This is a genomic window from Siccirubricoccus sp. G192 (assembly GCF_019084075.1).
Taxonomy (GTDB): Bacteria; Pseudomonadota; Alphaproteobacteria; order Acetobacterales; family Acetobacteraceae; genus G192.
On sequence record NZ_JAHREN010000001.1, the window covers coordinates 4405336 to 4428698 of the forward strand.

Here is a 23363-nt window from a genome sequence, read left to right on the forward strand (position 1 = left end):
CGGAATCCGATTCGGCAATGGGCCATGCAGCAGCGTGCGGCGGGGCCTCGCGGTTCCGGCGCCGCTATTCCGCCCCCTGGTCCATCGGCAGCCAGAGCACATCCGCGATCCGCCGCGCGCCGGAGGCCAGCATGGCCAGGCGGTCGAAGCCGAGGGCGATGCCGCTGCCGGCGGGCATGCCGTGTTCCAGGGCGGCGAGGAAATCCTCGTCCACCGGCCAGCCCTCGCCGTGCAGGCGGTGGCGCTCGGCCACGTCATGGTGGAAGCGGGCGCGCTGTTCCGCCGCATCGGTCAATTCGTCGAAGGCATTGGCGAGTTCGAGCCCGGCGGCGAACAACTCGAAGCGCAGCGCGGCACGCGGGTCGGCGGGGTCGCGGCGGGCGAGCGCCGCCTGGGGCGCCGGCCAATGCGTCAGGAAGCTCGCGCAGCCGCGGCCGAGCCGCGGCTCCACCCGTTCCAGCAGCAGGCGGAAGAACAGGTCCTCCCAGCCCTCCCCCGCGCGCGGCGGCAGGCCGGCGCGGGCGGCGGCGGCCTGCAGCGCGGCGGCATCCCCCTCGCCCGCGGGCGTCACAGTGGAAAGGATGTCGAGGCCGTTGCACCAGCGGGAAAACGCCTCCGCCACGGTGACGCGCTCGAAGGGCAGGCTAAGATCAGTCTCCACCCCCTCATGCGCGACGCGGGGCGGGCAGACGGCGCGGACCAGCGCCTCCGCCTCATCCATCAACCCGGCCAGGCCGAGGCCCGGCCGGTACCATTCCAGCATGGTGAATTCCGGGGCGTGGCGCGGCCCGGCTTCGCCATTGCGCCAGACCCGCGCAAGTTCGAACACCGGCCCAGCCCCGGCCACCAGCAGCCGCTTCAGCGCCAGTTCCGGCGAGGTGCGGAGCCAGAGCACCCGCCGCTCCCCCACCCCGAGATGCGGGATGTATTCGCTGCGGAAGGCGTGCAGATGCACCTCCATGCCCGGCACCGGCACCAGGCAGGGCGTCTCCACCTCCATGTAGCCGCGCCCGGTGAGGAAGGCGCGGGTCTCGGCGGTGAGGCGGGCGCGGCGGCGGAGGAAGGGCAGCCGGTCGGCCAGGCTGTCCGGGTGCCAGGCGGGGGTGCGCATTTGGGGCATTGCAGGGGACCGGAGGGGAGACTAGTTCCGCTGGACCATGCCCGATGGCACCCCGCCCCGCCCAGGGGACAAAGCTCTGGGTAACACTCATCGCACCCTCCGCAGCGCCGCCGACCTCGCCGCCGCCGGCCTGCTGCCGGAAGCGGCAAGGCCGGCGGTGGAGCAGGTGGCCGCGCGCTACAGCATCGCCGTGACATCGGCGGTGCGGGCGCTGATCGACCCCGCCGACCCCGCCGACCCGATCGCCCGGCAATACCTGCCCGATGCCGCCGAACTGGTGACATCGCCCCGGGAATTGGCCGACCCCATCGCCGATGCTCCCTTCACCCCGGTGCCCGGCGTGGTGCACCGCTACCCTGACCGGGCGCTGCTGAAGCCGCTGCTGGCCTGCCCGGTCTATTGCCGCTTCTGCTTCCGGCGCGAGGTGGTGGGCCCCGAGGGCGGGCTGCTGAACGACGCGGAGCTTGCCGCCGCGCTCGACTGGTTCGCCCGCACGTCGCAGGTGCGGGAGGCGATCCTGACCGGCGGCGACCCGCTGATGCTCTCGCCGCGGCGGCTCGCGCAGATCATCGGCCGGCTTTCGGCGATGCCGCATATCGAGATCATCCGCCTGCACAGCCGGGTGCCGGTGGCCGACCCCGGGCGGATCACGCCGGCGCTGCTGGCGGCGCTGGAGACGGAGAAGGCGCTGTTCCTCTGCCTCCATGCCAATCATGCGCGGGAATTCGCGCCCCCGGCGCGGGCGGCGCTGCGGCGGCTGGCGATGGCGGGCGTGCCGCTGCTCGGCCAATCCGTGCTGCTTCGCGGGGTGAATGACAGCGCCGAGGCGCTGGAGGCGCTGTTCCGCGCCATGCTCGCCAACCGGGTGAAGCCCTATTACCTGCACCAGCTCGACCGCGCCCCCGGCACCGCCCGCTTCGAGGTGCCGATCGAGGAGGGCCGCGAACTGCTGCGGGCGCTGCGCGGCCGCGTCACCGGCCTGGCCTGGCCCACCTATGTGCTGGATCTGCCTGGCGGCGGCGGCAAGGCGCCGCTCGGGCCGGAGATGGCGGTGGCGGAGGCGGGGGGCTGGCGGGTGGCGCCGCCGCTCGGCGGGCCGGACCACCTGCACGCGCCGCCGGAGACTGCATGATGCCGGCCGACCCCGGCCCGCGCCGCGACATCGTCTTCCTGCATATCCCGAAGACCGCCGGCACCTCGCTCCGCCACGCGCTGGCCATGCGGGCGGGGAAGCGCGCCGTGCTGCTGGATTACGGCCCGGACCCGGAGACCAGCCCGGCGCTGCGCGACCCCGCGGTGGCCACCGACCTGCGGGCGCATGTGGCGGCGCCGCAGGGGATGCTGCTGGCGGGGCATTTCCCGGCGCAGCGCTACTGGGGGCAGTTCAACCCGGACAGCTTCGTCACCTTCCTCCGTGACCCGGTGGCGCGGGTGCTTTCCGAATACAATCACGAGGTCACGCTCAAGGGTCATGCCGGCAGCCTGCTCGACTTCGCCAGGCAGCCCCGGCAACGCAACCGGATGAGCGACTATCTCGGCGAGTACTGGCGGCAATTCGGCTTCATCGGGCTGATGGAGGAATACGAGGCCGGGTTGGAGGCGCTCTCCCGCCATCTCGGCCTGGCGCTGCCGGCGGTGCGGCACAATGAGGGCCACTACCGGCCGGACCTGGCCGCGGGCATCGATGCGGCGACGCTCGGCGCCATCCGCGAGGCCAATGCCAGGGATGTCGCGCTTTATGCCGCGGTCCGTGGGCGCCGCGGGCCGGAGGTGCCAGGGGCTGCGGTGCCGCGGGGCGTGGTGCGGCAGGTGGAGGCGCTGCGCTTCCGCGGCTGGTGCGCCGACCAGGGATCGAGCCGCTGCTGGACCGTCTCGGTCAGCCTGGATGGGCAGGAAGTGGCGCAACTCCGCGCCGACCGCTACGCGGCGCCGCTGCGGGAGAAGCGGGGCATCCGCACCGGGATCGGGCAGTTCGTCTTTGATGCGAAACCCCTGGCCGGGCGGCGCGGGATGCTGGATTTCACGGTGGCGGAGGGCGTGGGGCGGATCGTGGGCGGGCCATTCGAGATCGGCGGCGAGGCGATGACCGGCGCGGCGGACCCGGCGGGCTGAGCGCACTGGACCGGCCGGATTGATGGGGTGGAGCGTGCATCTGCCCGAACGGCACCCCCAATGCCCATCCGCTCTCCCGCGCCGGCACGACGACTGAAGCGCACTTCCGCCCCTTTGTGCGGGCGCAACCACAGGTCCTGTCCTGCCTTCCCCCTGCAAAGACATTCCAGCAGCCGCGTGCCGCTTACTGGCGAAGCGCCTCGCGGGTTGCCGCTGCGAGCTCTTCCAGGCGATAGGGCTTCGGCAGCAGGGCGATGCCTTCAGCCTCCGCGTCGCGTTTCGCCGCCTCCGCATAGGCGGTCGTCAGGAGCACCGGCAGCCCGGGCCGACGCCGCTTCACCTCGCGGGCGAGCTCCATGCCGTTCATGCCCCCCCGGCATCATGATGTCCGAAAATACCAGATCAACGGCGCGGCCATTTGCCAGGGCGCCGAGGGCAGCGGCGGCACTCGCCGCCCGCGTCGCCTCGAAGCCGAGCTGAGCCAGCATTTCGGCAACGAGCGCTGCGACCTCGTTGTCGTCCTCGACCAGGAGCACGTGGCCGGCCATGGCGCTTGAAACCCGCTCGGCCCCGAGGTCGCCAAAGTGGCGCTGGTCCGCCGCGGGCGCCAGGCTGGACCGCGGCAGGAACAGCGCGATCCTGGTGCCCTGCCCGACCGCAGTGTCGATGCGCACGGTACCGCCCGACTGCTTGGCGAATCCATAGACCTGGGCGAGGCCAAGCCCCGAGCCCTTCCCGATATCCTTTGTGGTGAAGAATGGCTCGAAGACGCGCGAGACCACCTCGGGCGGCATGCCGGTCCCGGTGTCGATGACCGAGAGACGCAGGAAGTCGCCCTGAAGGTCGTCGTCCGCCAGGCCGGGAAGGTTCTCGGCCCGGATGGTGATCGTGCCGCCCTCCGGCATGGCGTCGCGGGCGTTCACCGCAAGATTCAGGATGACGAGCTCGAGTTCGCCCGGATCGACCTGGACTGGCCAGAGGTCCTCGGCGAAATCGAGGGCGACATGCACGTCGCCCCGCAGGCTGCGGTCCAGCATCTCCCGCATGCCCCCGATCTGCCTGCCGATGTCGACGGGCTCGGACCGAAGCGCCTGGCGGCGCGAGAAGGCAAGCAACTGGCGCGTCAAGCCCGCGCCGCGCTCGGCGGCCTGCCGCATGCCGTCCAGGAGCCTTTGCCGCCGGGCGGGGTCTCCCTGGCGGTCGAGCATGTCGAGCCCGCCGGAGATGACCATCAGGAGATTGTTGAAGTCGTGGGCCACGCCGCCCGTAAGCTGGCCGATGGCCTCGATCCTCTGCGCGTGGCGCAGCGACTCCTCCACACGCTCACGTTCCGCGATCTGTGCGCGCAACTCGCGGTTTGCCGCTTCGAGTTCGCGTGTCCGCGCGGCGACCAGATCCTCCAGCTCCTGCGCCGCCCTTTCCCGCTCGGCCAGGTGCGCGCGAACCTCGTACTGCCGCCGGCGGGCGCGCACGGCAGCCAGGACGGCGCTGGTCAGGGTGATCGCCTGGACCGGCCGCTCCAGGAGCGAGACGTTCCTGAGTGCCGCCACCAGGCGCCCGCGCCCGGCCACGACCGCGGGGTGCTCGCGATGGCTGGTCAGCATTACGAAAGGCATGTCCGACCATGGCGGCTGTTGCCCGACCCAGGCCAGCAGGCTCTCGATGGGACGGGTGAGCAGCGCCTCCTCGGCGACGAACACCGCTTCGGCCCCGGCCTCCAGGCCACTGACGAGCTCCGCGAGATCGGCGCAGACGCAGGCCGCCAGCGAAGCCCGGCGAAGCAACTCCGCCGAGGCTGCGCCATCCCGCCCTGTCGGGGCGAGGACCAGGACCCGCGCAGGCTCCCGGTCAGTCCTTGCCGGGTTCATCATCGGCCAGAAGTGGGGAGCTGGTGCCGGTGTAGCGGGGCGTGCCCGTGAAGACGCCGCTGAAATCCCTGAGCGGCGGACCGACGGCCAGACCCCGTGGGCTGAGCCGGAACTCGCGGATGCTGTGCTCGTGGCTGCCGCTGCGCTTCTTCACGACAGAGAGCGCGCGCCGCACCGTGCCCTCGAATTCGAAGTAGCGCAGCATCAGGACCGTGTCGCTCAGATAGCTGATGTCGACCGGGGTCTGCATCGGCCCGACCAGGCCGTGCTGGGCCAGGACCAGGGCGGTCAGGACGCCGAGCTGGCCGAGGTAGCTCAGCAGCTCATGCATCTGCAGGATCAGAAAACGCTCATCGGGCATGGCGTTGAGATAGCCGTTGAGGCTGTCGATGATGACGACCCGCGCGCCATCCACCTCCACGGCGTTTCTGACCAGGCTGGTGAATTCGCCCGGCGAGAGCTCGGCCGGGTCGACCTGCTGAATCCGGATCAGCCCGGCATCGAGCGCCGGCTGGAGCGGCAGGCCGAGCGCCCGGGCGCGGGCGGTGATGGTGCCCTGGCCCTCGTCGAAGGCGTAGATGACCGCGTGATCGCCACGGCCCGCGGCGGCGATCGCATAGGTCAGCGCCAGTGTGGACTTGCCCACGCCGGCCGCGCCGAGCAGGAGCAGGCTGCTGCCGCGTTCCAGCCCGCCGCCGAGCATGGCGTCGAGCGCGGTGTTGCCGCTTGGCACGAGGTCGCCGGTGAACTCCGTGTGGTGCTCGGCCGCGACCAGCCGCGGATAGATCTCAAGCCCGCCTGTCTTGATGGTGATGTCGTGAAAGCCTCCCCGGAACGGCATGCCCCGCATCTTGACCACGCGGAGGCGCCGGCGCTCGGCGCCGTAATCGACCGCGATCTGTTCCAGCAGGACGACCCCATGCGCGATCGAGTGGAGCTGGAGGTCGTCGCTCTTCGAGGACATGTCGTCCAGCATCAGCACCGTGCAGGCGCGGCTGGTGAAGAAGTGCTTCAGGGCCAGGATCTGGCGGCGGTAGCGCAGGGAGTTCTGCGCCAGAAGCCGCATCTCGGAGAGGCTATCGAAGACGACGCGCGACGGGTTCAGCGCGGCCACCCGGTCGAAGACCAGCTGCGTCGTCTCGCTGAGCTCCATCTCGGCGGGATGGAAGACCGTCAGCTCCCGGTTCGGGTCGAGGCTCGCCTCCGGCGGCACGAGCTCGAAGACCGTGACGCCGTCGAGCGACCAGCCATGCCGCTTGGCGACGAGGCGCAGCTCCCGCTCCGTCTCCGACAGGGAGATGTAGAGCGCGGACTCGCCCCGGCGGGCGCCCTCGCGGAGGAATTGGAGGGCAAGGGTCGTCTTGCCGGTGCCGGGCCGCCCCTCGCACAAATAGAGCCGGTCCGGGTCGAGCCCACCGCCCAGGATATTGTCGAGCCCCTCGCTGCCGGTCGAAATGCGGGGCGGGTCGCCCTCTGTCATCGCGGGATCGTCGTCTTGCCGGGCCACTCCGCCTCCTTTCTCCGCCGGGCGGCCGCCCGCAGCAGCGGGCGACCCGCCGATATGGCTTGGTCCGCAATACAGCCGGCGGGTTTATAAGCTCAAGCCTCGGCCGGCTTCATTGAGCACCGCCGCGCCGCGCAGCTCTCCTCGCCCAGAACATATTGCCCCCATGCACGGTTCCCGCCTTGGCAACGAGTGGCGGCATGCCGGGCACCAGGGATGCTCGTTGCAACGGCCGGATGTCACTCCAACCCGTTGCCACACCCACCCTTCCCGGACTAAACCCCCGCCCTATCGCGGGTCGCCGGTCGGCGCCCCAAGCTCATTCCACCCACCGGATCAGGTACCCCCGCCATGGCGAAGATGCAGGCCAACCAGATGCGTGCCGGCATGGTCATCGAATTCGAAGGCCAGCGCTACACCATCCTCAAGCAGAACATCATGATCCCCGGCAAGGGGAACGCCATCATCCAGGTGGATATGCGCAACATCAAGACCGGCGCCAAGAAGGACCAGCGCTGGCGCACGGCGGATACTGTCGAACGCCTCCAGACCGAGGACAAGGAGTACAATTTCTCCTATGCCGAGGGCGACAGCCTGATCCTCATGGACCCCGAGACCTATGAGCAGACGCATGTGCCGAAGGACATCCTCGGCGACCGCCTCCCCTTCCTGGTCGAGAACATGACCGTCGGCGTCCGCCTGATCGAGGGCGAGCCGGTGGCCATGACCCTGCCGGAACAGGTGACGCTGGAAGTCGTGGAGGCCGATCCGGTGGTGAAGGGCCAGACCGCCGCCTCCTCCTACAAGCCGGCCATGCTCTCCAACGGCGTCAAGACCATGGTGCCCCCCCTTCGTCACCACCGGGGAGAAGGTCGTCGTGAAGACCGACGATGCCTCCTATGTGGAGCGGGCGAAGGGTTGAGGCGTTAGGGCCCCACCCATGGCATCCCCCCGCCTCTCCCCCGCCCTCAATGTCGTGGTGGCCGCCGTCCAGAAGGCCGGGCGCCGCCTGCTGCGCGATTTCGGTGAGGTGGAGCAGCTCCAGGTCAGCGTGAAGGGCCCGGGGGGATTTCGTCTCCCAGGCCGATCTCCGCGCCGAGGAGACGCTGCGCCACGAGCTCTCCCGCGCCCGCCCCGGCTTCGCCTTCCTGATGGAGGAAAGCGGCAGCCATGGCGCCGCGGACTGGGAATGGCGCTGGGTGGTGGACCCGCTGGACGGCACCACCAACTTCCTGCACGGCATCCCGCACTGGGCCGTCAGCGTCGGCATCGAGAAGCGCATCGACGCGGACCGCACCGAGCTGGTGGCCGGCGTCATCTACAACCCCGCCGTGGACGAGATGTTCTGGGCCGAACGTGGCGTCGGCGCCTTCCTGAACGACAAGCGCCTGCGCGTCTCCGGCCGCAAGGACCTGCGGGAGGCGGTCTTCGCCACCGGCATCCCCTTCGCCGGGGTGCCGCGCAAGGCGGAGTTCAGCAACATCCTGGCCCGCGTCATGCCGCAGGTGGCGGGTGTCCGCCGCTTCGGCGCGGCGGCGCTGGACCTCGCCTGGGTCGCAGCCGGGCGGTATGACGGCTATTGGGAACTCGGCATCAAGAAGTGGGACATGGCGGCCGGTCTGGTCCTGGTGCGCGAGGCCGGCGGCTATGCCACCGACCCCGAGGGTGGCGACCCCTATGCGGAGGGCAATGTCGTGGCCGGCAACCCCGTGCTGCACGGCAGGCTGCGGGAGGTGGTGGCGGAGGGCATCGCCGCCACCCAGCGCCCGCCGCGCGCGGCGGAAGCCGCCCCCGCCCCGCCCGCCGGCTGATGCCGGCGGCCAGAGCCCGCCACGCGCCGGCCCCGGATGGACGTGGCGCGGGCGGCTGTCATAGTCTGCGCCGGTGATGCTCCCCCTCCCCGCCATCCTGGCGCGCGGCGCCCTGCTGGGCGCGGCCCTGCTCGGCTCGGTCCTGCTGCCCGCCGGCCAGGGCCGGGCGCAGCCGGAGGCCGAGTCCATCCCCGGCCTGCCGGCGGAAGCGCCGCCCGAGCCGGCCCGGCTTCCCCCCACCGCCCGCCCCATGGCCCCGCCGCCGCCCGAGGCGCCGCTGGTGCTGCCGGCCGGCATGGAAGCCCTGCCGCAGGGCAGTTGGCGCATCCGCTTCGCCGCCGGGGCCGAGCGCCCGCCGGAGGCAGCCTCCACCACCCTGGCCAACCTCGGCCGCCGCTTGGCGGCGCAGCCGGAGGGCCGCGTCACCCTGCAGGCCCAGGCCAGCGGCCCGGCGGCGGATGCCTCCGCCGCCCGCCGCCTCAGCCTGGCCCGGGCGCTGGCGGTGAAGCAGGCCCTGGCCGAAGGCGGGCTGCCGCCCACCCGCATCGACCTCCGCCCGCTCGGCCGCACCGAGGAGGCGGTGGATGCGGTGGATGTGCTGCCCCCCGGGGCCGAGCGCGCCGCCGCCAAATGAGCCCCGCCGCATGACCCATCCCATCCGTTTCCTCTGGCGCATGCTCGGCTTTCTCGGCGTGGTGCTGCTCGTCACCATCCTGCTGGGCGGCGAGCTGGCGCATGCCTTCATCACCAACCCCGTGCTGAACGGCCTGATCGTCGGCGTGCTGCTGGTCGGCGTGGCCTGGAACCTGCGCCAAGTGCTGACCCTGCGGCCGGAGGTGGAGTGGATCGAGCATTTCCGCGCCCCCCGGCTCGGCGCCCCGGCGCAGCCGGCGCCGCGGCTGCTCGGCCCGATGGCCAGCATGTTCGCGGTGCGGCGGTCGGAGCGGCTGTCGCTCTCGGCGCCGGCGATGCGGAGCGTGCTGGACGGCATCGCCTCCCGCCTCGACGAATCGCGCGAGTTGTCGCGCTACATGACGGGGCTGCTGATCTTCCTCGGCCTGCTCGGCACCTTCTGGGGGCTGCTGCTGACCATCGGCTCGGTCGCCGATGTGATCGGCGGCATGTCGGTCGGCTCGGGCGACCTGAACCAGTTGTTCAACCAGTTGAAGACCGGGCTGGCGCAGCCGCTGAAGGGCATGGGCACGGCGTTTTCCTCCTCCATGCTGGGCCTCGCCGGGGCGCTGGTGCTGGGCTTCCTCGACCTCACGGCGGGCCAGGCGCAGAACCGCTTCTACAATGAGCTGGAGGAATGGCTGGCGGGCATCACCCGCCTTTCCTCCGGCGTGCTGGGGCCGGAGGGCGAGGGCGGCAGCGTCCCCGCCTATGTCCAGGCGCTGCTGGAACAGACCGCCGAGAACCTGGAGGGGTTGCAGCGCATCCTGGCGCGCGGCGAGGAAGGCCGCGCCGCCACCGGCCAGGCGATGATGACGCTGACCGAAAAGCTCTCCGTCCTCACCGACCAGATGCGCGCCAGCCAATCCCTCATGCTGCGCGTGGCGGAGCAGCAGGCGGCCTTCGGCCCGGTGCTGCAACGTCTGGCGGAGGCCCAGGCCACCGGCGCGATCGACGAGCAGACCCGCGGCCACCTCCGCAACACCGAACTCTACCTGGCGCGGCTGCTGGAGGAGGTGGCCCAGGGCCGCGCCCAGGCCACCGCCGAGATCCGCAGCGAGATCAAGGTGCTGGCCCGCACCATCGCAGCGCTTGCCGAGGAAGCGCCGCGATGATCCCGAAGCAGGGCCCCGGCCCGCAAGCGGACCGGCGGCGCGGCGCTCGCCGAGGAAGCGCCGCGATGAAGCCCGCCCCCGGGTTTGCGGGCTAGACCATGGCACTGAGCGGCGGCCGGCGGCAGCGCGGCGAGGGGCTGAATGCCTGGCCGGGCTATGTGGATGCGCTCTCCACATTGCTCATGGTCATCATCTTCGTCCTGCTGGTCTTCGTGCTGGCCCAGGGCTTCCTCTCCGTCGCCCTCACCACCCGCGACCGCGCGCTGGACCGGCTGAACCGCCAGGTCGCCGAGCTTGCCGAGATGCTGGCGCTGGAACGCGGCCAGGCCAGCGAGCTTCGCAACACCCTGACCCGCACCGCCGACGAGTTGCGCGCCGCCGCCGCCGCGCGCGACGCCCTCACCGCGCAACTGCGCGACACGCGCGAGGAGCGCGACCGCTTCGGCACCGAACGCGACACGGCGCGGGGCGAGCGGGACCGGCTGGCGGCGCGGCTGACGGACCTCGAACTCGCCGGCCGCGGCGGCGCCGAGCGCCTGGCCTCGCTGGAGGCGCAATTGGCCGAGGCGCTGCGCCGCGCCGAGGCGGCCGGCGGCGATGCCGCGCAGACCGTCCGCCAGCTCACCGATACCGGCCGCGCCCTGGCGGCCGAGCAGGCCACGCGGCAGCAGCTTGAGGCGCGGGCGGGCGAGCTTGACCGACAACTCACGGAATCCCGCGGCGTCGTGGAGACGGCGCGGCGCGAGCTGGCCGGGCTGACGCGCCAGTTGCAGGACACCCAGGCCCAGCTTGCCGAGGCGCAGCGCCAGCTTGCCGCCATGCGCCAGGAGATGGCGGCGCTGGACCGCCAGGTGCAGGCCGATCGCGCGACGATCGAGGCGCGGCTTTCGGATCTCGCCCGCCTCACGGAACAGACGCGGGCCCTAACCGCGCTGCGCGACCAGCTCGAACGCCAGGTGGAAGAAGCGGCACGGCGCACGGGCGAGGAGGGCACGCGTCGCCAGGCCGCCGAGCGGCAGGCGCAGGAACAGACCCGCCTCGCCGAAAGCGCCCGCGCCGCGGTGGCGCTGCTGACCCGGCAGATCGAGGAGCTGCGCGCGCAGCTCGCCCGCATCGCCGCCGCGCTCGATGCCTCCGAGGCCGCGGGGCGCGACAAGGAGACGCAGATCGCCAATCTCGGCAGCCGCCTGAATGCGGCGCTGGCGGCGCGGGTCGAGGAATTGCAGCACTACCGCAGCGACTTCTTCGGCCGGTTGCGCGACGTGCTGGGCGATCGGCCGGAGGTGCGCATCGTCGGCGACCGCTTCGTCTTCCAGAGCGAGGTGCTGTTCCCGCCGGCCAGCGCCGAGCTCTCGGAACGCGGCCAGCAGCAGATCCGCGCCATCGCCCGGGTGTTGCAGGAGATTTCCTCGCGCATCCCGCCCGATGTGAACTGGCTGCTGCGGGTGGATGGCCATGCCGACCGCAACCCGATCCGCACTGCCCGCTTCAACTCCAACTGGGAGCTTTCCGCGGCGCGCGCCATCGCGGTGGCGCAATTGCTGATCCAGGAGGGGCTTCCGGCGAACCGTGTGGCCGCCACCGCCTTCGGCGACAACCAGCCGCTGGATACGGCCGATACGCCAGAGGCGCTGGCGCGCAACCGGCGGATCGAGCTCAGGCTGACGGATCGGTAACAGCCGGCGCGGCAAGCGCCGCCGGACCGGCTGCGGCCCGGGGCGCCTCCCGCGTCAGCCCGCGGCCGGCGTGCCCGCCACGGGGTCGAGGCGATAGCCGCCGCCCTCGGTCAGCAGCAGCCGGGCATTGGACGGGTCCGGCTCGATCTTCTGCCGGAGCCGGTAGATATGGGTTTCCAGCGTGTGGGTGGTGACGGCGCTGTTGTAGCCCCAGACCTCGTTCAGCAGCACCTGCCGCGGCACCGGCTTGCCGCCGGCCCGGTAGAGGTATTTCAGGATCGAGGATTCCTTGTCCGTCAGGCGGATCTTGCGGCTGCGGGCCGGCTCCAGCAGCAGCTTGGCGGAGGGACGGAACATGTAGGGCCCGATGGTGAAGACCGCATCCTCGGAGTTGTCGAAGACCCGGAGCTGGGCGCGGACGCGGGCCAGCAGCTCGTTCAGCCGGAAGGGCTTGGCGATGTAGTCGTTGGCGCCGGCATCGAGGCCGCGCACCACGTCCTGCTCGGCGTCATGACCGGTCAGCATGATGACCGGCATGCGCAGGCCGTCGCGTCGCAGCTTGGCGCAAAGATCGCGGCCATCGCCATCGGGCAGGCCGATATCGAGCAGGATGGCGTCATAGCGGGCATCGGCGCTGCCGAGCTTCGCTTCGGCCTCGCTCGCGCTTTCGGCCTCATCGGCGGTGAAATCGCCTTCCAGGCGAATCTGCTCCGCAAGGGTGGCACGCAGCGCGGCATCGTCCTCGACGATGAGGATTGGGCGGGGGGTCACCATGCGGCCTCCAGAACCTTGTGCTTCAGGGCTTTGGTTTCAGTCGGTGCGACTCCGCGCATCACTGCGCGAGAGCAATCATCGCGAATGACTTTGAAACCATGGCGCGAGAAAACACACCTCACGGAAGCGTCAGTTCGGATACACAATGTTGCGATTTAATGCCAGGAAATGAATTCTAGAGCAAACGCCCCTCGAAGGGCGGCTTCAGGTCCGGCGCATCGAACTCGACCACCCAGAGGTCGGGGTCCCGCTGCACCTGGCGCTCGACATAGGCATCGGCCGCCGCGTCATCGACCGGCGCGCTGCCGGTGCCGCGCAGCCAGGCGGGGCGGCCCTCGGCGTCGCGCACCTGGCTGAGCACCACCAGCCCCTCCCGCCCGCGCAGCACGCAGAGGATGCCGCCGCTGTCGGGGTCCCCCTTGCGCAGCACCGCGCCGCTGCGGCCGGAGATATCGGCCAGCCGCAGCGCCATCGAGACCCAGATCCCCGCCTTCACCCGTGCTTCCATGGCCACAAGGTGCCACCGCCACCGCATCCGGCAAGCCCCGGTGTGAAAGCGGCGACTTGCCTGGGGGCCCCGCCTCGGCCACATCTCCGCCGGTATCGCGCCCGGGGTGGCGCGGAGCGCCAATCGGCCTTGGGGAATTGCCATGGACCAGCGGAAGATGACCGAAGGCCAGCGCGCCTATGAGGCGAAGCGGGCCGCCAAGGCGGGGATGAGCCTGGAGAAATGGCTCGCCCTGAAGGAGAAGGAGGCGCTGGCCGAGCGCGCCGCGGCCCTCCGCGCACAGCAGGCCGAAACCGCGGCGGCGCCGAAGAAGCCCGGCTTCCTGGCCCGGCTGCTGGAACGCGCACAGAAGCCGTTCTGACCCGGCGCCGCCCGGCCGGGCCGCGCTACACCATCCGCAGCAGCGTGCCGTCCCGGCGGATTCCCTGGTGGAAGATCACGCCGCCGACATGCAGCACCAGCAGCACGATCAGGGACCAGCCCACGGCCTGATGCGCCGCCTTCAGCGACTCGGCCAGCGGAAGATTGACCTCCATGAATTTCGGCAGGTTGATGAAGCCGAGATAGGCGGTCTCGCCGCGCAGCGGGAAGCCGAAGGCATTGGTGGTGAGGAAGCCCAGCACCGGCTGCAGGATCAGCACCAGATACAGCAGCCGGTGCACCGTGCCGGCCGCCAGCCGCAACGGCTTCGGGACATGCTCCGGCAAAGGCGGCGCCGGATGCGCCAAGCGCCAGGCCAGTCGCGCCAGCGCCACCACCAGGATGGTCACGCCGGCGGATTCATGGATGGCGTAGAAGGCCATCTTGTCGCTGTCCTTGATGTGCTTGATGACCGGCCCCACCGGCAGCGCCACCGCGATCAGCCCTACGGTGACCCAGTGGAACCACTTCGATACCCTGTCATAGCTCGCCGCCATCGCCGCCCCCCCGGATGCCGACCCAAGCATGGCACAGCCGCGGCCGCCATGGGCGCCATGATCGCCGCCCATGCGGATTGGAGCATCGACCCCCGCAAGCGCTGGATCACCCTGGCCCGGCGCGAGGCTGGCACCTGGCGGGCGGAAGCCCCGGCCCTGGTCGGCGAGGTCGCGGCGCTGCTGCCGCGGCTGCTGGCGCCCGGCCTGCCGGTGGCGCTCGGCCTCGACCTGCCGCTCGGCCTGCCGCGGGAACATGCGGCGGGGCGGGCAGAGGCGGATTTCCCCGCCTTCCTGCGCGGGTTGGCGGCGCGGCCGGGCTTCTTCGCGGTCAGCCCCGGGCTGGAGACCGTCTGCCCGGACCGGCCCTTCTACCCGGCGCGGGGGGTGCGCGGCATGACCCGGGCGGCGCATGCGGCGGCGCTCGGCCTGGCGGGGCCACAGGGCCTCTCCCGCCACTGCGACCGCGCCACGGCGGAGCGCCCGGCCGGGGCGCCGCTCTTCTGGACGCTCGGTGCCAACCAGTCCGGCAAGGCGGCGATCGCGGCCTGGCGGGACTGGCTGGTGCCGGCGCTGGCGGCGGGCGCGCCGATCCGGCTCTGGCCCTTCGAGGGCGGGCTGCATGCGCTGCTGGCACCGGGCGCGGCGGTGCTGGCCGAGGTCTATCCGGCCGAGGCGCTGCGCCATTGCGGGCTGCGCCTGGCCGGCAGCAAGCGGGCGCAGGCACCGCGGCAGGCGCTGGCACCGGGCCTGCTCGCCGCGATGGCAGCGCGCCGGGTCCTGCCCTGCCCGGGGTTGGCGGCGGCGGTGGCGGCGGGGTTCGGTGCCGATGCGGCGGGCGAGGACCGCTTCGATTCGGTCATCGGCCTGCTCGGGCTGATCGGCGTGCTGGATGGCAGCCGGCCAGATTTCGTACCAAAGGACCCCTGGGTCAGGCGTTGGGAGGGCTGGGTGCTCGGCCAGACGGCGCTGCCGCGCGGCTGAGGCCGGAAGCGGCGCCGCGCCGCTCCGGCCCGGCCCAGGCGTCAGGCCAGGAAGTCGATGGTGGCATTCATCGCCTCGGCCGCCGGGACACGCAGCCCGCCGGCCAGCTCCGCCACGCCCGCGACGCCATTGGCCCGCAGCACCTCGCGGCTTCGGCGCGGATCGCGCACGCGCAGCCCGAGCAGCGCCAGGTAGTCGCCGCGCCCGGCCGGATCGGGTGCGGCCGTGCCGAGTTCCGAGGCCACGGCGGCCTGCGGCGCGATCTCCACCACCGCCTCCCCGGCCCGCAGCAGGCGGCGGCCTTCCGGCCCGGCACTGACGGCATCGGCGCCGAACATGCGGCCGAACAGCGCCGCCTGGCGTTCCGGGTCGCGCGAGGCGATCAGGATGCGGGCGACGGCCAGGGCGCCATTCGGGTGCTCCTGCCATTCCGGGCGCCAGACATGCTCGGGCGTCAGGTGCTCGCACCAATAGACCCGGCCATCGAAGGCGGTGGCGCGGTCCAGCCGCACCACCTTGAATTGCGCATCGGCCCGGCTGCCATCCGGCAGGTCCGCCGGGCGGTGGAAGGCCAGCGCCGGCTGCACCGGCACGCCCGCCGCCTGCTGCGCCGCGGCCAGCGCCTCCGCCCCATGGCCGCGGAAGACCAGGCCGTTCAGCCCGACGGGATAGGGGTCGAGGTCGGGCCTGAGCGCGCCGCCCGGCACGTCGGTGCCGAGCAGTTCCAGGTAGTCCCGCCCGAAGATCGCCAGGTGGTTGGCGGAGCCGAGGCTGTGCCGGCCCATCGGCGTCAGTTGGAAGCCCAGCGCCCGGTAGCGCCGCGCCCCCTCCTCCATCCGGTCCCGGACATCGACGACGACATGGTCGATCAGCGGCTGCATGCTCCCTCCCCTGATGGATACGATCCGACGGATGGCCTCCACATGCTGCCGCGCAGGGATGGGCGATGGGAAGGGCGACGTTATACTTGCGAGACCCGGCACTAAAGCTTGAACCGCGTGTATCCTGGAATGTTCGAAAGGCCGCATGGCACAGTGACGCGAGGACCGGTTCTACAAGAGTAGAATTTTAGATGCGGCGAGTGCTCATAATCTTCTTTCGTGTGGAAGACGACGTAACCGTTCGTGTCAAAGAGGGCGCCAGGGAATCGTTCTAACGGCATGTAGAATTTGCCGGTTCTACGATAGAGAGCGTGCTTCGCGCCAACACCCCATTGCTCATTCAGCATCTGTCCAATCGGCTTCGGCACCGGTCAACTCCCGGCCTTCTTGCCGCTCGGGTAGTGAAGTCCCGCCGCGATCGCTGCCTGCACCGCCAGGGCGACGGTGAGCGAGAGCACCGGCGTCGGCACGCCGCATTCCCGCGCCAGGCGCAGCGGCACCTGGAACAGCGCGTCGATCTCCATCGGCCTTCCCATTTCCAGGTCCTGCAGGATGGAGGGCTTGTGCGGGATATTGACCGAGAGGTTGATCCGGTCCTCCGCAGTGGTCGGCACCGGGCGGCCCATGGCGGCGGCGATGGCCAGCCCCTCCTCCACCACCTGCCGCGCCGCCTCGCGCAGCACCGGCTCGGCGAAGGTGTCGCGGATGTTGCGGCGGGTCAGCAGGCAGATCGGGCCATTCGCCAGGTTGTTGAGCAGCTTGCCCCAGACCTCGGTGCGGATGTCGCCGCTGACGCTGCAGGGCAGGCCGCCGGATTTGAAGGCGGTCGCCAGCGCCACCGCACGCTCGCTGCGGCTGTTGTCGGGCTCGCCCAGCACCAGCTTGCTGGTGCGGCTCGACACCTCGATCACGCCGGGCTCCGCCACCGAGCAGGCGGAATAGATGACGCCGCCGAGCACGCGTTGCACGCCCACCGCGTTCCGCACCGCATCGCCGGGATCGACCTCGGGGATGCGGGCGCCATCCATCGTCCCGCCATGCCGGTCGAAATACCACCAGGGGATGCCGTTGGTGACGAAGGCTACGGCAGTGTTCGGCCCCAGCAGCGGCGCGATGGCGGCGGCAACACCCGGCAGCGCCGGCACCTTGGTGCAGACCACCACCGCATCCTGCGGGCCAAGCTCGGCCGGGTTGTCGGAGGCGCGGGGGCGGGAATGCATCTCGCCATCCGCGGCGCGGACGGTCAGCCCCCGTTCGCGGATCGCCGCCAATTGCGCGCCGCGCGCCACCACGGAAAGCTCGGCGCCGCCCTTGGCGAGCCGCCCGGCCAGGTGGCCGCCGATCGCGCCGGGGCCATAGACACAGATCTTCATGCTGTCACTTCCATCGCAGGCCGGTAGAGCCCGGCGGCGATGGCCGCCCGGGTCGCCAGCGCCGTCATCACTTCAAGGGTCGGCACCGCGACCCCCGCCTCCCGCGCCAGCCGCAGGGGCGCGGCAAACAGCGCGTCGATCTCCATCTCCCGCCCGGCTTCCAGGTCCTGCAGGATGGAGGGCTTGTGCCGCAGTTTCGAGGAGCGGGCGATGCGCGCCTCCGGCGCATCGCCGGCAATCGGCCAGCCCTGCGCGGCGGCGATCGCCGTCACCTCCCGCGCCATGCGGATGGCGGTCTCGCGCACCGCGGGGCTGGCCAGCGTATCCTCCATGCAGGAACGGGCGAGGATGCAGAGCGGCCCGGTCATCAGGTTGCCGAGCAGCTTGGCCCAGACGGCGGCGCGGATATCCGGCACCGCCACCCCACCCATGCCGCCCGCCGCGATGGCCGCGGCCAGCGCCCGCAGGCGCGGCGTGAGGCTGCCATCGATCTCGCCCAGGATGACGCGGCCGTCCTTCGCCTCCACCTGCACGGTGCCGGGCTCCACGACCGTCGCGGCGGAATAGACGACGCCGCCGATGGTGCGCGGGATGCCCACGGCGCGACGCAGCGCATCGCCGGGGTCGAGTTCCGGCAGGCGGCGGCCGGCTTCCGGCGTGCCGTCGTAATACCACCAGGGGATGCCGTTCATGACGAAGGCCACGCTGGTCTCCGGCCCGAGCAGCGGCGCGATGCCGGCCGCCACCGAGGGCAGCGCCGGCGCCTTCACCGTGACCACCACCGCATCCTGCGGGCCGATCTCCGCCGGGTTGTCGCTGGCCCGCGGGCGGCTGTGCAGCAGGCCGTCATGCGCATGCACGGTGAGGCCGCGCTGCCGGATCGCGGCGAGATGCGGGCCGCGGGCGATGACTGAGACCTCGGCGCCGCCACGCGCCAGCCGTGCCGCGACATGGCCGCCGATGGCCCCGGCGCCGTAGACGCAGACCTTCACGAGACCTGGCCCTTCAGTTGCGCCACCATGGCGGCGCCGGCCCCCACCAGCCGCGCCACGATGTGGCCGCCGTGCTCGGCATTGCCAGGGCGGCTATCGGCGCAGGCAACGCCGCCGGGGGCGACCTCCTCCACCTCCATCGGCACCGCGACCTCCACCCCGGCGCAACGCAGCGTGCCGAAATTGGCGACCGGCAGGCCGAGGATCTCCGGCACCGCCTGCCGTGTGCGCGCCCGTTCCGGCCGGCAGAGATCGGGGCGGAGATGCAGCGCCACGGACCAGACGGGATCGCCGCCATGGCCGAGGCTTTCCGGGCTGCCGCCGAGTTCCGCATGCAGCGCGCCGGCCATCCGCCAGAGATGCAGCGCCGGCACAAGCACGCCGTGGCGGCGCCGCAGCGCGCGGGCGGCGGCCTCGACCGGCGCGATGGAGCCGGCATGGCCGTTCACCACCAGGATGCGCCGCGTGCCGGTGCGCAGCAGGTTGCCGCAGACTTCCTCGACCACACCCTGAAGCAACGCCGGCGTCAGCACGATCCCGCCCGGCACGAACGAGAAGAAGTCTTCGCCGCCGAAGGGGATGGCGGGCAACACCAGCGCATCGGCGTCGCGCGCGGCGGCGGAAGCGGCGATGCGATCGGCGATCGCCTCGGCCAGCAGGAAGTCGCCCATCGGCGCCTGCGGCCCATGGGTTTCCAGGCTGCCCATCGGCAACAGCGCGCAGGCTCCGGCGGCGAGGCGCGCCGCGACTTCCGGCGCCGTCAACTCCGCGATGCGGTGGGTCACGAAAGCATGTCCAGCGCGATGCGACTCAGCGCCTGCACGCCGAGTCCGATGCAGCGCTCATCCGGCTGGTAGCCGGCATTGTGCAGCCGGTCGTCACGCCCCGGCGCGCCGGCGCCGATCCGCAACTGGAAGGCCGGCACCCGCTCCGCAAACGCCGAGAAATCCTCGGCACCCATGGAAGGCTCGCCCTCCTCCACCACCTCGCCCATCTGCGCGCGCACGGCGGCGATGGCGGGGTCGAGCACCTCGTCGCTGTTCACCAGCGGCGGCACCTTGCGCTGGTAGTCCACCTCCGCGGTGCAGCGCATCGCCGTGCAGACACCCTCCACCAGGCGGCGGATCGCGGCTTCGGCCTTGTCGCGCGCTTCGGTGTGCAGGGTGCGGACCGTGCCCTTCAAGTGAACGCGCTCCGGGATGATGTTGTAGGTGGTGCCGCCCTGGAACATGCCGACCGTCACCACCGCCGGATGCAGCGGCTTCATCTCCCGGCTCACCACAGTCTGCAATTGCGCCACCAGATGCGCCGCGGCGACGATGGGATCGACCGCCGAATAGGGATGCGCCGCATGGCCGGAGCGGCCGCGCAGGATGATGTCGAAGCGGTCGGAGGCGGCGAGCGAGGCGCCGCGCACATAGCCGAAGCGGCCGACCGGCATGTCCGGGTGGTTGTGGAAGCCGAGCGCGAAATCCACGCCCTCCGCCGCACCGTCGGCGATCATCGCCGCGGCGCCCTCCAGCACCTCCTCGGCCGGCTGGAAGACCAGCACCACGCGGCCGGCAAGCTGCGGCGCCAGGCCCCGCAGCACCTCCGCCACGCCGAGCAAGGTGGTGGTGTGGATGTCATGGCCGCAGGCATGCATCTTGCCGGGGTTGGTGCTGGCAAAAGCCTGGCCGGTTTCCTCATGGATCGGCAGCGCGTCCATGTCGGCACGGATGGCGAGCGTCGGCCCCGGCCGGCCGCCCTCGATCACGCCGAGCACGCCGGTGCGGCCCACGCCGGTGCGGTGCGCTATGCCCAGCCGCGCGAGCTCGGCGGCGACGATACCCGCGGTGCGTGTCTCCTCGAAGGCGAGTTCGGGATGCGCATGGATGTCGCGGCGCAATTCCACGAGCCGCGGCTCGATCGCCGCTGTCGCTTCCCGGATGCGCGTCTCGGGATTGTTGGCGAGCCGGTCCCCAAGGGACGCGCCAGGGGAGGGTTGGGTGGTGCTCGGCATGGCTGGTCCTGCGCTGGTATGGGCGGCGCGAGGATCGCGGGAAGCCGCGGCACTGGCAAGCGCCGCCCCGCGCCCGGCGTGCCGGGCAACCCCGGCTTGCTTGGCTTGCATCGGCCATGCCATACGCTCGGCCAACCCAGACGGGGAGGAAGATGTCCGGGACGATGTTCCGCCGCGCCATGCTCGCGGGCGGTGCCGCTGCCGCGGCACGGCCGCTATCGGCGCGTGCCCGGTCGGGTGGGCAGTCCAGCGGGCCGGGCGAGGCACGGGAGGCCGACGGCCGGCCGGCGCAGGCCATCCGCCTCGTCGTGCAATCCGGCCGGGCGATCGGGGCGCGGGTGAACCGCGCGGTGCGGGCGGCGCTGGCCGATCCCGCCCCGCGCGCCCGCTTCGCCGCGCCCCCCGGCACGGTGGCCGATCTTTCCCCCAAAGCTTTCACCGCCTTCATCTGCGCGGAGGTGGCGCGATGGGCGCCGGTGGTGCAAGCTTCCGGTGCGCGTGTGGACTGAGCCGCTTGACGAAGCCCGGCCATCCGCCCAAGGCGAAGCTGCCCGGACCCCGGTCCGGGGAGGGTTTGCCCGCCCCCCGGTTCGCGGAGAACCGGTCCGGGCCCTGCCTTGCGTGGCGACGAGCCGGTCGGGGACGGACCCGCACGGCCATTCGCCGCGAAACTGTCCTGCCCGTCACGGGCGCCGGTCGCTTGACCGGGTGCGTGGCCAGGGGTGTCGTTGCCTGTGGTCCGGCGAACCGTGCCGGAGGCGTCTGGGAGCCGAGAAGGGTCGCTACATGAAATTGAACGCAAAGGATCTCGCCTCTGGCGCGCTCCTCATCCTGATTGCCGCCGTTGGGCTCTGGCTCAACGAGGACCATGCCCTCGGCTCGGCCCGCCGGATGGGCCCGGGCTACATGCCCATGCTGGTCTTCTGGATCCTGATGGGCCTGGGCGTCCTGGTCGTGGTCCTGTCGCTCTTCAGCGGGCCCGACCCGCTGCAGAGATGGACCGGGCTCGAGAGCGGGATGCTCGTGCTGGCGGTCGTCGTCGGCACCGCGGCCTGGTGGATCTCGCCGCTCTTCGGGAGCTTCTTCGAAAGCACCTACAATGGCGTCGGCTTCGGCATGCTGGTCGGCTTGCTGGTCATGTGCTGGGCCGCCGGATGGCGCCTGATCGGCTATATCAACGCCGCCATGTGCGCCTTCTCCCTGTTGCTGGAGAAGGGCGGGCTGATGATCGCGCTGATCGCCACCATCTTCATCTGCGCCCTGGCGGAGCCGGAGCACCGGCAGCGGCCGCTCGGGGTGCTCGGCGTCACCATCTTCCTGCTCGCGCTCTGCTGGTGGGTCTTCATCAAGCAGCTCGACATCCGCGTGGCCGTCTGGCCGAACCAGTACTGAACCCCGCCGCCACATAGGGGAGGACGGACCATGGACCTACTTGCCAACCTGGCGCACGGCTTCGGCGTCGCGCTCAGCTTCACGAACGTGACCTTCGCGCTGGTCGGGGCGCTGATCGGCACCGCCATCGGCGTGCTGCCGGGCATCGGCCCGGTGGCGACCATCTCGCTGCTGCTGCCGATCACCTTCGGCCAGCCCGCGACCACCGCCATCATCATGCTGGCGGGCATCTACTACGGCGCGCAGTATGGCGGCTCCACCACGGCCATCCTGCTGAACCTGCCGGGCGAGATCTCCTCGGTCGTCACCACGCTCGAGGGCTACAAGATGGCCCGCAACGGGCGGGCGGGGGCGGCGCTGGCGACCGCGGCGCTGGCCAGCTTCTTCGCCGGCACGGTGGCGACCGTCGTGGTCGCCGGATCAGGGCCGCTGCTCACCTCGGTGGCGCTGTCCTTCGGCCCGGCGGATTACTTCTCGCTCATGTTGCTCGGCCTCATCATCTCCGCCGTGCTGGCGCAGGGGTCGGTGACCAAGGCGATCGGCATGGTGACGCTGGGCGTGGCGCTCGGGCTGGTCGGCACGGATGTGCAGACCGGGCAGCAGCGCTTCACCTTCGGTGTGCCCGAGCTCTCGGACGGCATCAGCTTCGTCGCGCTGGCCATGGGCATGTTCGGCATCGCCGAGATCATCCTGAACCTGGAGCGGCCGGAAGCGCGTTCGGTCCTCAAGACCAAGGTCGGCAGCCTCTGGCTGACCAAGGAGGAGTTCCACCGCGCCATCCCCTCCGTGCTGCGCGGCACGGCGGTGGGCACCGTGCTCGGCATCCTGCCGGGCGGCGGCGCCTCGCTCTCCTCCTTCGGCTCCTACATGATGGAGCGGAAGGTCTCGAAGGGTCGGCATCTGTTCGGCACCGGCGCGATCGAGGGCGTGGCGGGGCCGGAATCGGCGAACAACGCCGCGGCGCAGACCAGCTTCATCCCGCTGCTGACCCTCGGCATTCCGTCCAACGCCGTGATGGCGCTGATGGTCGGCGCCCTCATCATCCAGGGCATCCAGCCCGGCCCGCGCATGGTGGAGGCGCAGCCCGACCTCTTCTGGGGCCTGATCTGCTCCATGTGGATCGGCAATGTCATGCTGCTGGTCATCAACCTGCCGATGATCGGCATGTGGGTGAAGCTGCTGCAGGTGCCCTACAAGTTCCTCTATCCGGCGATCCTGGTCTTCTGCTCGATCGGCGCCTACAGCGTGAACAACAACGTCTTCGACGTCTATACGACGGTGGTGTTCTCGATCGTCGGCTACATCTTCAACAAGCTGAAGATGGAGCCGGCGCCGCTGCTGATCGGCTTCGTGCTCGGCCCGATGATGGAGGAGCACCTCCGCCGCGCCATGCTGCTCTCCCGCGGCGATGCCACGGTCTTCATCGAGAGGCCGATCAGCGCCTCGATGCTGGCCATCGGTGCCATTGCCCTGCTGGCGATGGTGCTGCCGAACCTCCGCAAGGGGAAGGAAGCGGCCATGGCCGGCTGAGGGCGAAAGCCTCCGGGGTGGCGCCCGCGCCATCCCGGCAAGCCTAGCGAAGCCGCCCTGGAGAAATCCGGGGCGGCTTTTTTCTTGCGGGGACCGGTATCATACCGGCGTACCTGATGGTGACCGGTCAAGCGC

Annotated in this window: 21 protein-coding genes and 2 pseudogenes; 12 read left to right on the top strand and 11 right to left on the bottom strand. The window is 71.3% G+C overall.

Annotated features, from left to right (window positions below; translation table 11 throughout):
- Nucleotides 1-64: 64 nt before the first annotated feature.
- On the bottom strand, nucleotides 65-1111 hold the full coding sequence (gene epmA, locus KSF81_RS21330; RefSeq protein WP_217380664.1) for an EF-P lysine aminoacylase EpmA: 1047 nt from the start codon (nucleotides 1109-1111) through the stop codon (nucleotides 65-67).
- Nucleotides 1112-1157: 46 nt separating this feature from the next.
- On the opposite strand from epmA, the gene KSF81_RS21335 reads away from it, so the two are divergent.
- On the top strand, nucleotides 1158-2252 hold the full coding sequence (locus KSF81_RS21335; RefSeq protein WP_217380665.1) for a lysine-2,3-aminomutase-like protein: 1095 nt from the start codon (nucleotides 1158-1160) through the stop codon (nucleotides 2250-2252).
- The gene (locus tag KSF81_RS21340) at nucleotides 2249-3232 is read left to right on the top strand and encodes a sulfotransferase family 2 domain-containing protein (protein WP_217380666.1); all 984 of its coding nucleotides are present in this window, start codon (nucleotides 2249-2251) and stop codon (nucleotides 3230-3232) included. Before KSF81_RS21335 ends, KSF81_RS21340 begins: the two co-directional genes overlap by 4 nt.
- Before the next feature lie 260 nt (nucleotides 3233-3492).
- Here KSF81_RS21340 and KSF81_RS21345 read toward each other — a convergent pair whose 3' ends face one another.
- On the bottom strand, nucleotides 3493-4932 hold the full coding sequence (locus KSF81_RS21345; protein ID WP_217380667.1) for an ATP-binding protein: 1440 nt from the start codon (nucleotides 4930-4932) through the stop codon (nucleotides 3493-3495).
- Nucleotides 4933-5080: 148 nt separating this feature from the next.
- Nucleotides 5081-6607, bottom strand: a complete 1527-nt coding sequence (locus tag KSF81_RS21350) for an ATPase domain-containing protein (protein ID WP_309139643.1) — start codon at nucleotides 6605-6607, stop codon at nucleotides 5081-5083.
- 348 nt (nucleotides 6608-6955) lie between these two features.
- Between KSF81_RS21350 and efp the strand changes: the two are divergent.
- The 5 genes and pseudogenes from efp to KSF81_RS21375 all read left to right on the top strand — a co-directional run bounded on the left by efp (nucleotide 6956) and on the right by KSF81_RS21375 (nucleotide 11878).
- Nucleotides 6956-7526, top strand: a pseudogene (gene efp, locus KSF81_RS21355) (elongation factor P).
- 18 nt (nucleotides 7527-7544) lie between these two features.
- A pseudogene (locus tag KSF81_RS21360) lies at nucleotides 7545-8415 on the top strand (inositol monophosphatase family protein).
- Nucleotides 8416-8491: 76 nt separating this feature from the next.
- Nucleotides 8492-9049, top strand: a complete 558-nt coding sequence (locus KSF81_RS31170; protein ID WP_217380668.1) for an OmpA family protein — start codon at nucleotides 8492-8494, stop codon at nucleotides 9047-9049.
- A 10-nt stretch (nucleotides 9050-9059) separates the two neighbouring features.
- A complete protein-coding gene (locus KSF81_RS21370) occupies nucleotides 9060-10202 on the top strand; it encodes a flagellar motor protein MotA (protein ID WP_217380669.1) in 1143 nt (380 codons plus the stop codon).
- A gap of 98 nt (nucleotides 10203-10300) precedes the next feature.
- Nucleotides 10301-11878 carry a peptidoglycan -binding protein gene (locus KSF81_RS21375; protein ID WP_217380670.1) on the top strand — a complete coding sequence of 526 codons (1578 nt, stop codon included), beginning with the start codon at nucleotides 10301-10303 and terminating at the stop codon, nucleotides 11876-11878.
- A 54-nt stretch (nucleotides 11879-11932) separates the two neighbouring features.
- Here the strand turns inward: KSF81_RS21375 and KSF81_RS21380 are convergent, their stop codons facing one another.
- Nucleotides 11933-12652: a response regulator transcription factor gene (locus tag KSF81_RS21380; protein WP_217380671.1), complete on the bottom strand. Its 720-nt coding sequence runs from the start codon at nucleotides 12650-12652 to the stop codon at nucleotides 11933-11935.
- A gap of 175 nt (nucleotides 12653-12827) precedes the next feature.
- Nucleotides 12828-13160 (bottom strand): DUF1491 family protein, encoded by a 333-nt coding sequence (locus tag KSF81_RS21385; RefSeq protein ID WP_217380672.1) that lies wholly within the window; start codon nucleotides 13158-13160, stop codon nucleotides 12828-12830.
- Between the two features lie 142 nt (nucleotides 13161-13302).
- Between KSF81_RS21385 and KSF81_RS21390 the strand changes: the two genes are divergently transcribed.
- Nucleotides 13303-13521, top strand: a complete 219-nt coding sequence (locus KSF81_RS21390) for a hypothetical protein (RefSeq protein WP_254453667.1) — start codon at nucleotides 13303-13305, stop codon at nucleotides 13519-13521.
- A 25-nt stretch (nucleotides 13522-13546) separates the two neighbouring features.
- Here the strand turns inward: KSF81_RS21390 and KSF81_RS21395 are convergent, their stop codons facing one another.
- Nucleotides 13547-14077 carry a cytochrome b gene (locus tag KSF81_RS21395; RefSeq protein WP_217380673.1) on the bottom strand — a complete coding sequence of 177 codons (531 nt, stop codon included), beginning with the start codon at nucleotides 14075-14077 and terminating at the stop codon, nucleotides 13547-13549.
- Between the two features lie 48 nt (nucleotides 14078-14125).
- On the opposite strand from KSF81_RS21395, the gene KSF81_RS21400 reads away from it, so the two are divergent.
- Nucleotides 14126-15058, top strand: a complete 933-nt coding sequence (locus tag KSF81_RS21400) for a DUF429 domain-containing protein (RefSeq protein ID WP_254453668.1) — start codon at nucleotides 14126-14128, stop codon at nucleotides 15056-15058.
- 41 nt (nucleotides 15059-15099) lie between these two features.
- On the opposite strand, the gene KSF81_RS21405 is transcribed toward KSF81_RS21400, so the two are convergent.
- The 5 genes from KSF81_RS21405 to KSF81_RS21425 all read right to left on the bottom strand — a co-directional run bounded on the left by KSF81_RS21405 (nucleotide 15100) and on the right by KSF81_RS21425 (nucleotide 20306).
- Nucleotides 15100-15939 (bottom strand): VOC family protein, encoded by an 840-nt coding sequence (locus KSF81_RS21405; protein WP_217380674.1) that lies wholly within the window; start codon nucleotides 15937-15939, stop codon nucleotides 15100-15102.
- Nucleotides 15940-16310: 371 nt separating this feature from the next.
- A complete protein-coding gene (locus KSF81_RS21410) occupies nucleotides 16311-17312 on the bottom strand; it encodes a ketopantoate reductase family protein (protein WP_217380675.1) in 1002 nt (333 codons plus the stop codon).
- The gene (locus tag KSF81_RS21415; RefSeq protein WP_217380676.1) at nucleotides 17309-18304 is read right to left on the bottom strand and encodes a ketopantoate reductase family protein; all 996 of its coding nucleotides are present in this window, start codon (nucleotides 18302-18304) and stop codon (nucleotides 17309-17311) included. The genes KSF81_RS21410 and KSF81_RS21415 overlap by 4 nt, the downstream gene beginning before the upstream one ends.
- Nucleotides 18301-19089 (bottom strand): creatininase family protein, encoded by a 789-nt coding sequence (locus KSF81_RS21420; RefSeq protein ID WP_217380677.1) that lies wholly within the window; start codon nucleotides 19087-19089, stop codon nucleotides 18301-18303. The genes KSF81_RS21415 and KSF81_RS21420 overlap by 4 nt, the downstream gene beginning before the upstream one ends.
- Nucleotides 19086-20306, bottom strand: a complete 1221-nt coding sequence (locus KSF81_RS21425) for a M20 family metallopeptidase (protein ID WP_217380678.1) — start codon at nucleotides 20304-20306, stop codon at nucleotides 19086-19088. Before KSF81_RS21425 ends, KSF81_RS21420 begins: the two co-directional genes overlap by 4 nt.
- Nucleotides 20307-20458: 152 nt before the next feature.
- Here KSF81_RS21425 and KSF81_RS21430 point away from each other — a divergent pair, with 152 nt between their 5' ends.
- The 3 genes from KSF81_RS21430 (at nucleotide 20459) to KSF81_RS21440 (ending at nucleotide 23228) form a co-directional block, all read left to right on the top strand.
- Nucleotides 20459-20815, top strand: a complete 357-nt coding sequence (locus tag KSF81_RS21430) for a hypothetical protein (protein WP_217380679.1) — start codon at nucleotides 20459-20461, stop codon at nucleotides 20813-20815.
- A 277-nt stretch (nucleotides 20816-21092) separates the two neighbouring features.
- Nucleotides 21093-21698 carry a hypothetical protein gene (locus KSF81_RS21435; RefSeq protein ID WP_217380680.1) on the top strand — a complete coding sequence of 202 codons (606 nt, stop codon included), beginning with the start codon at nucleotides 21093-21095 and terminating at the stop codon, nucleotides 21696-21698.
- Between the two features lie 30 nt (nucleotides 21699-21728).
- Nucleotides 21729-23228 (top strand): tripartite tricarboxylate transporter permease, encoded by a 1500-nt coding sequence (locus KSF81_RS21440; RefSeq protein WP_217380681.1) that lies wholly within the window; start codon nucleotides 21729-21731, stop codon nucleotides 23226-23228.
- Nucleotides 23229-23363: the final 135 nt, after the last annotated feature.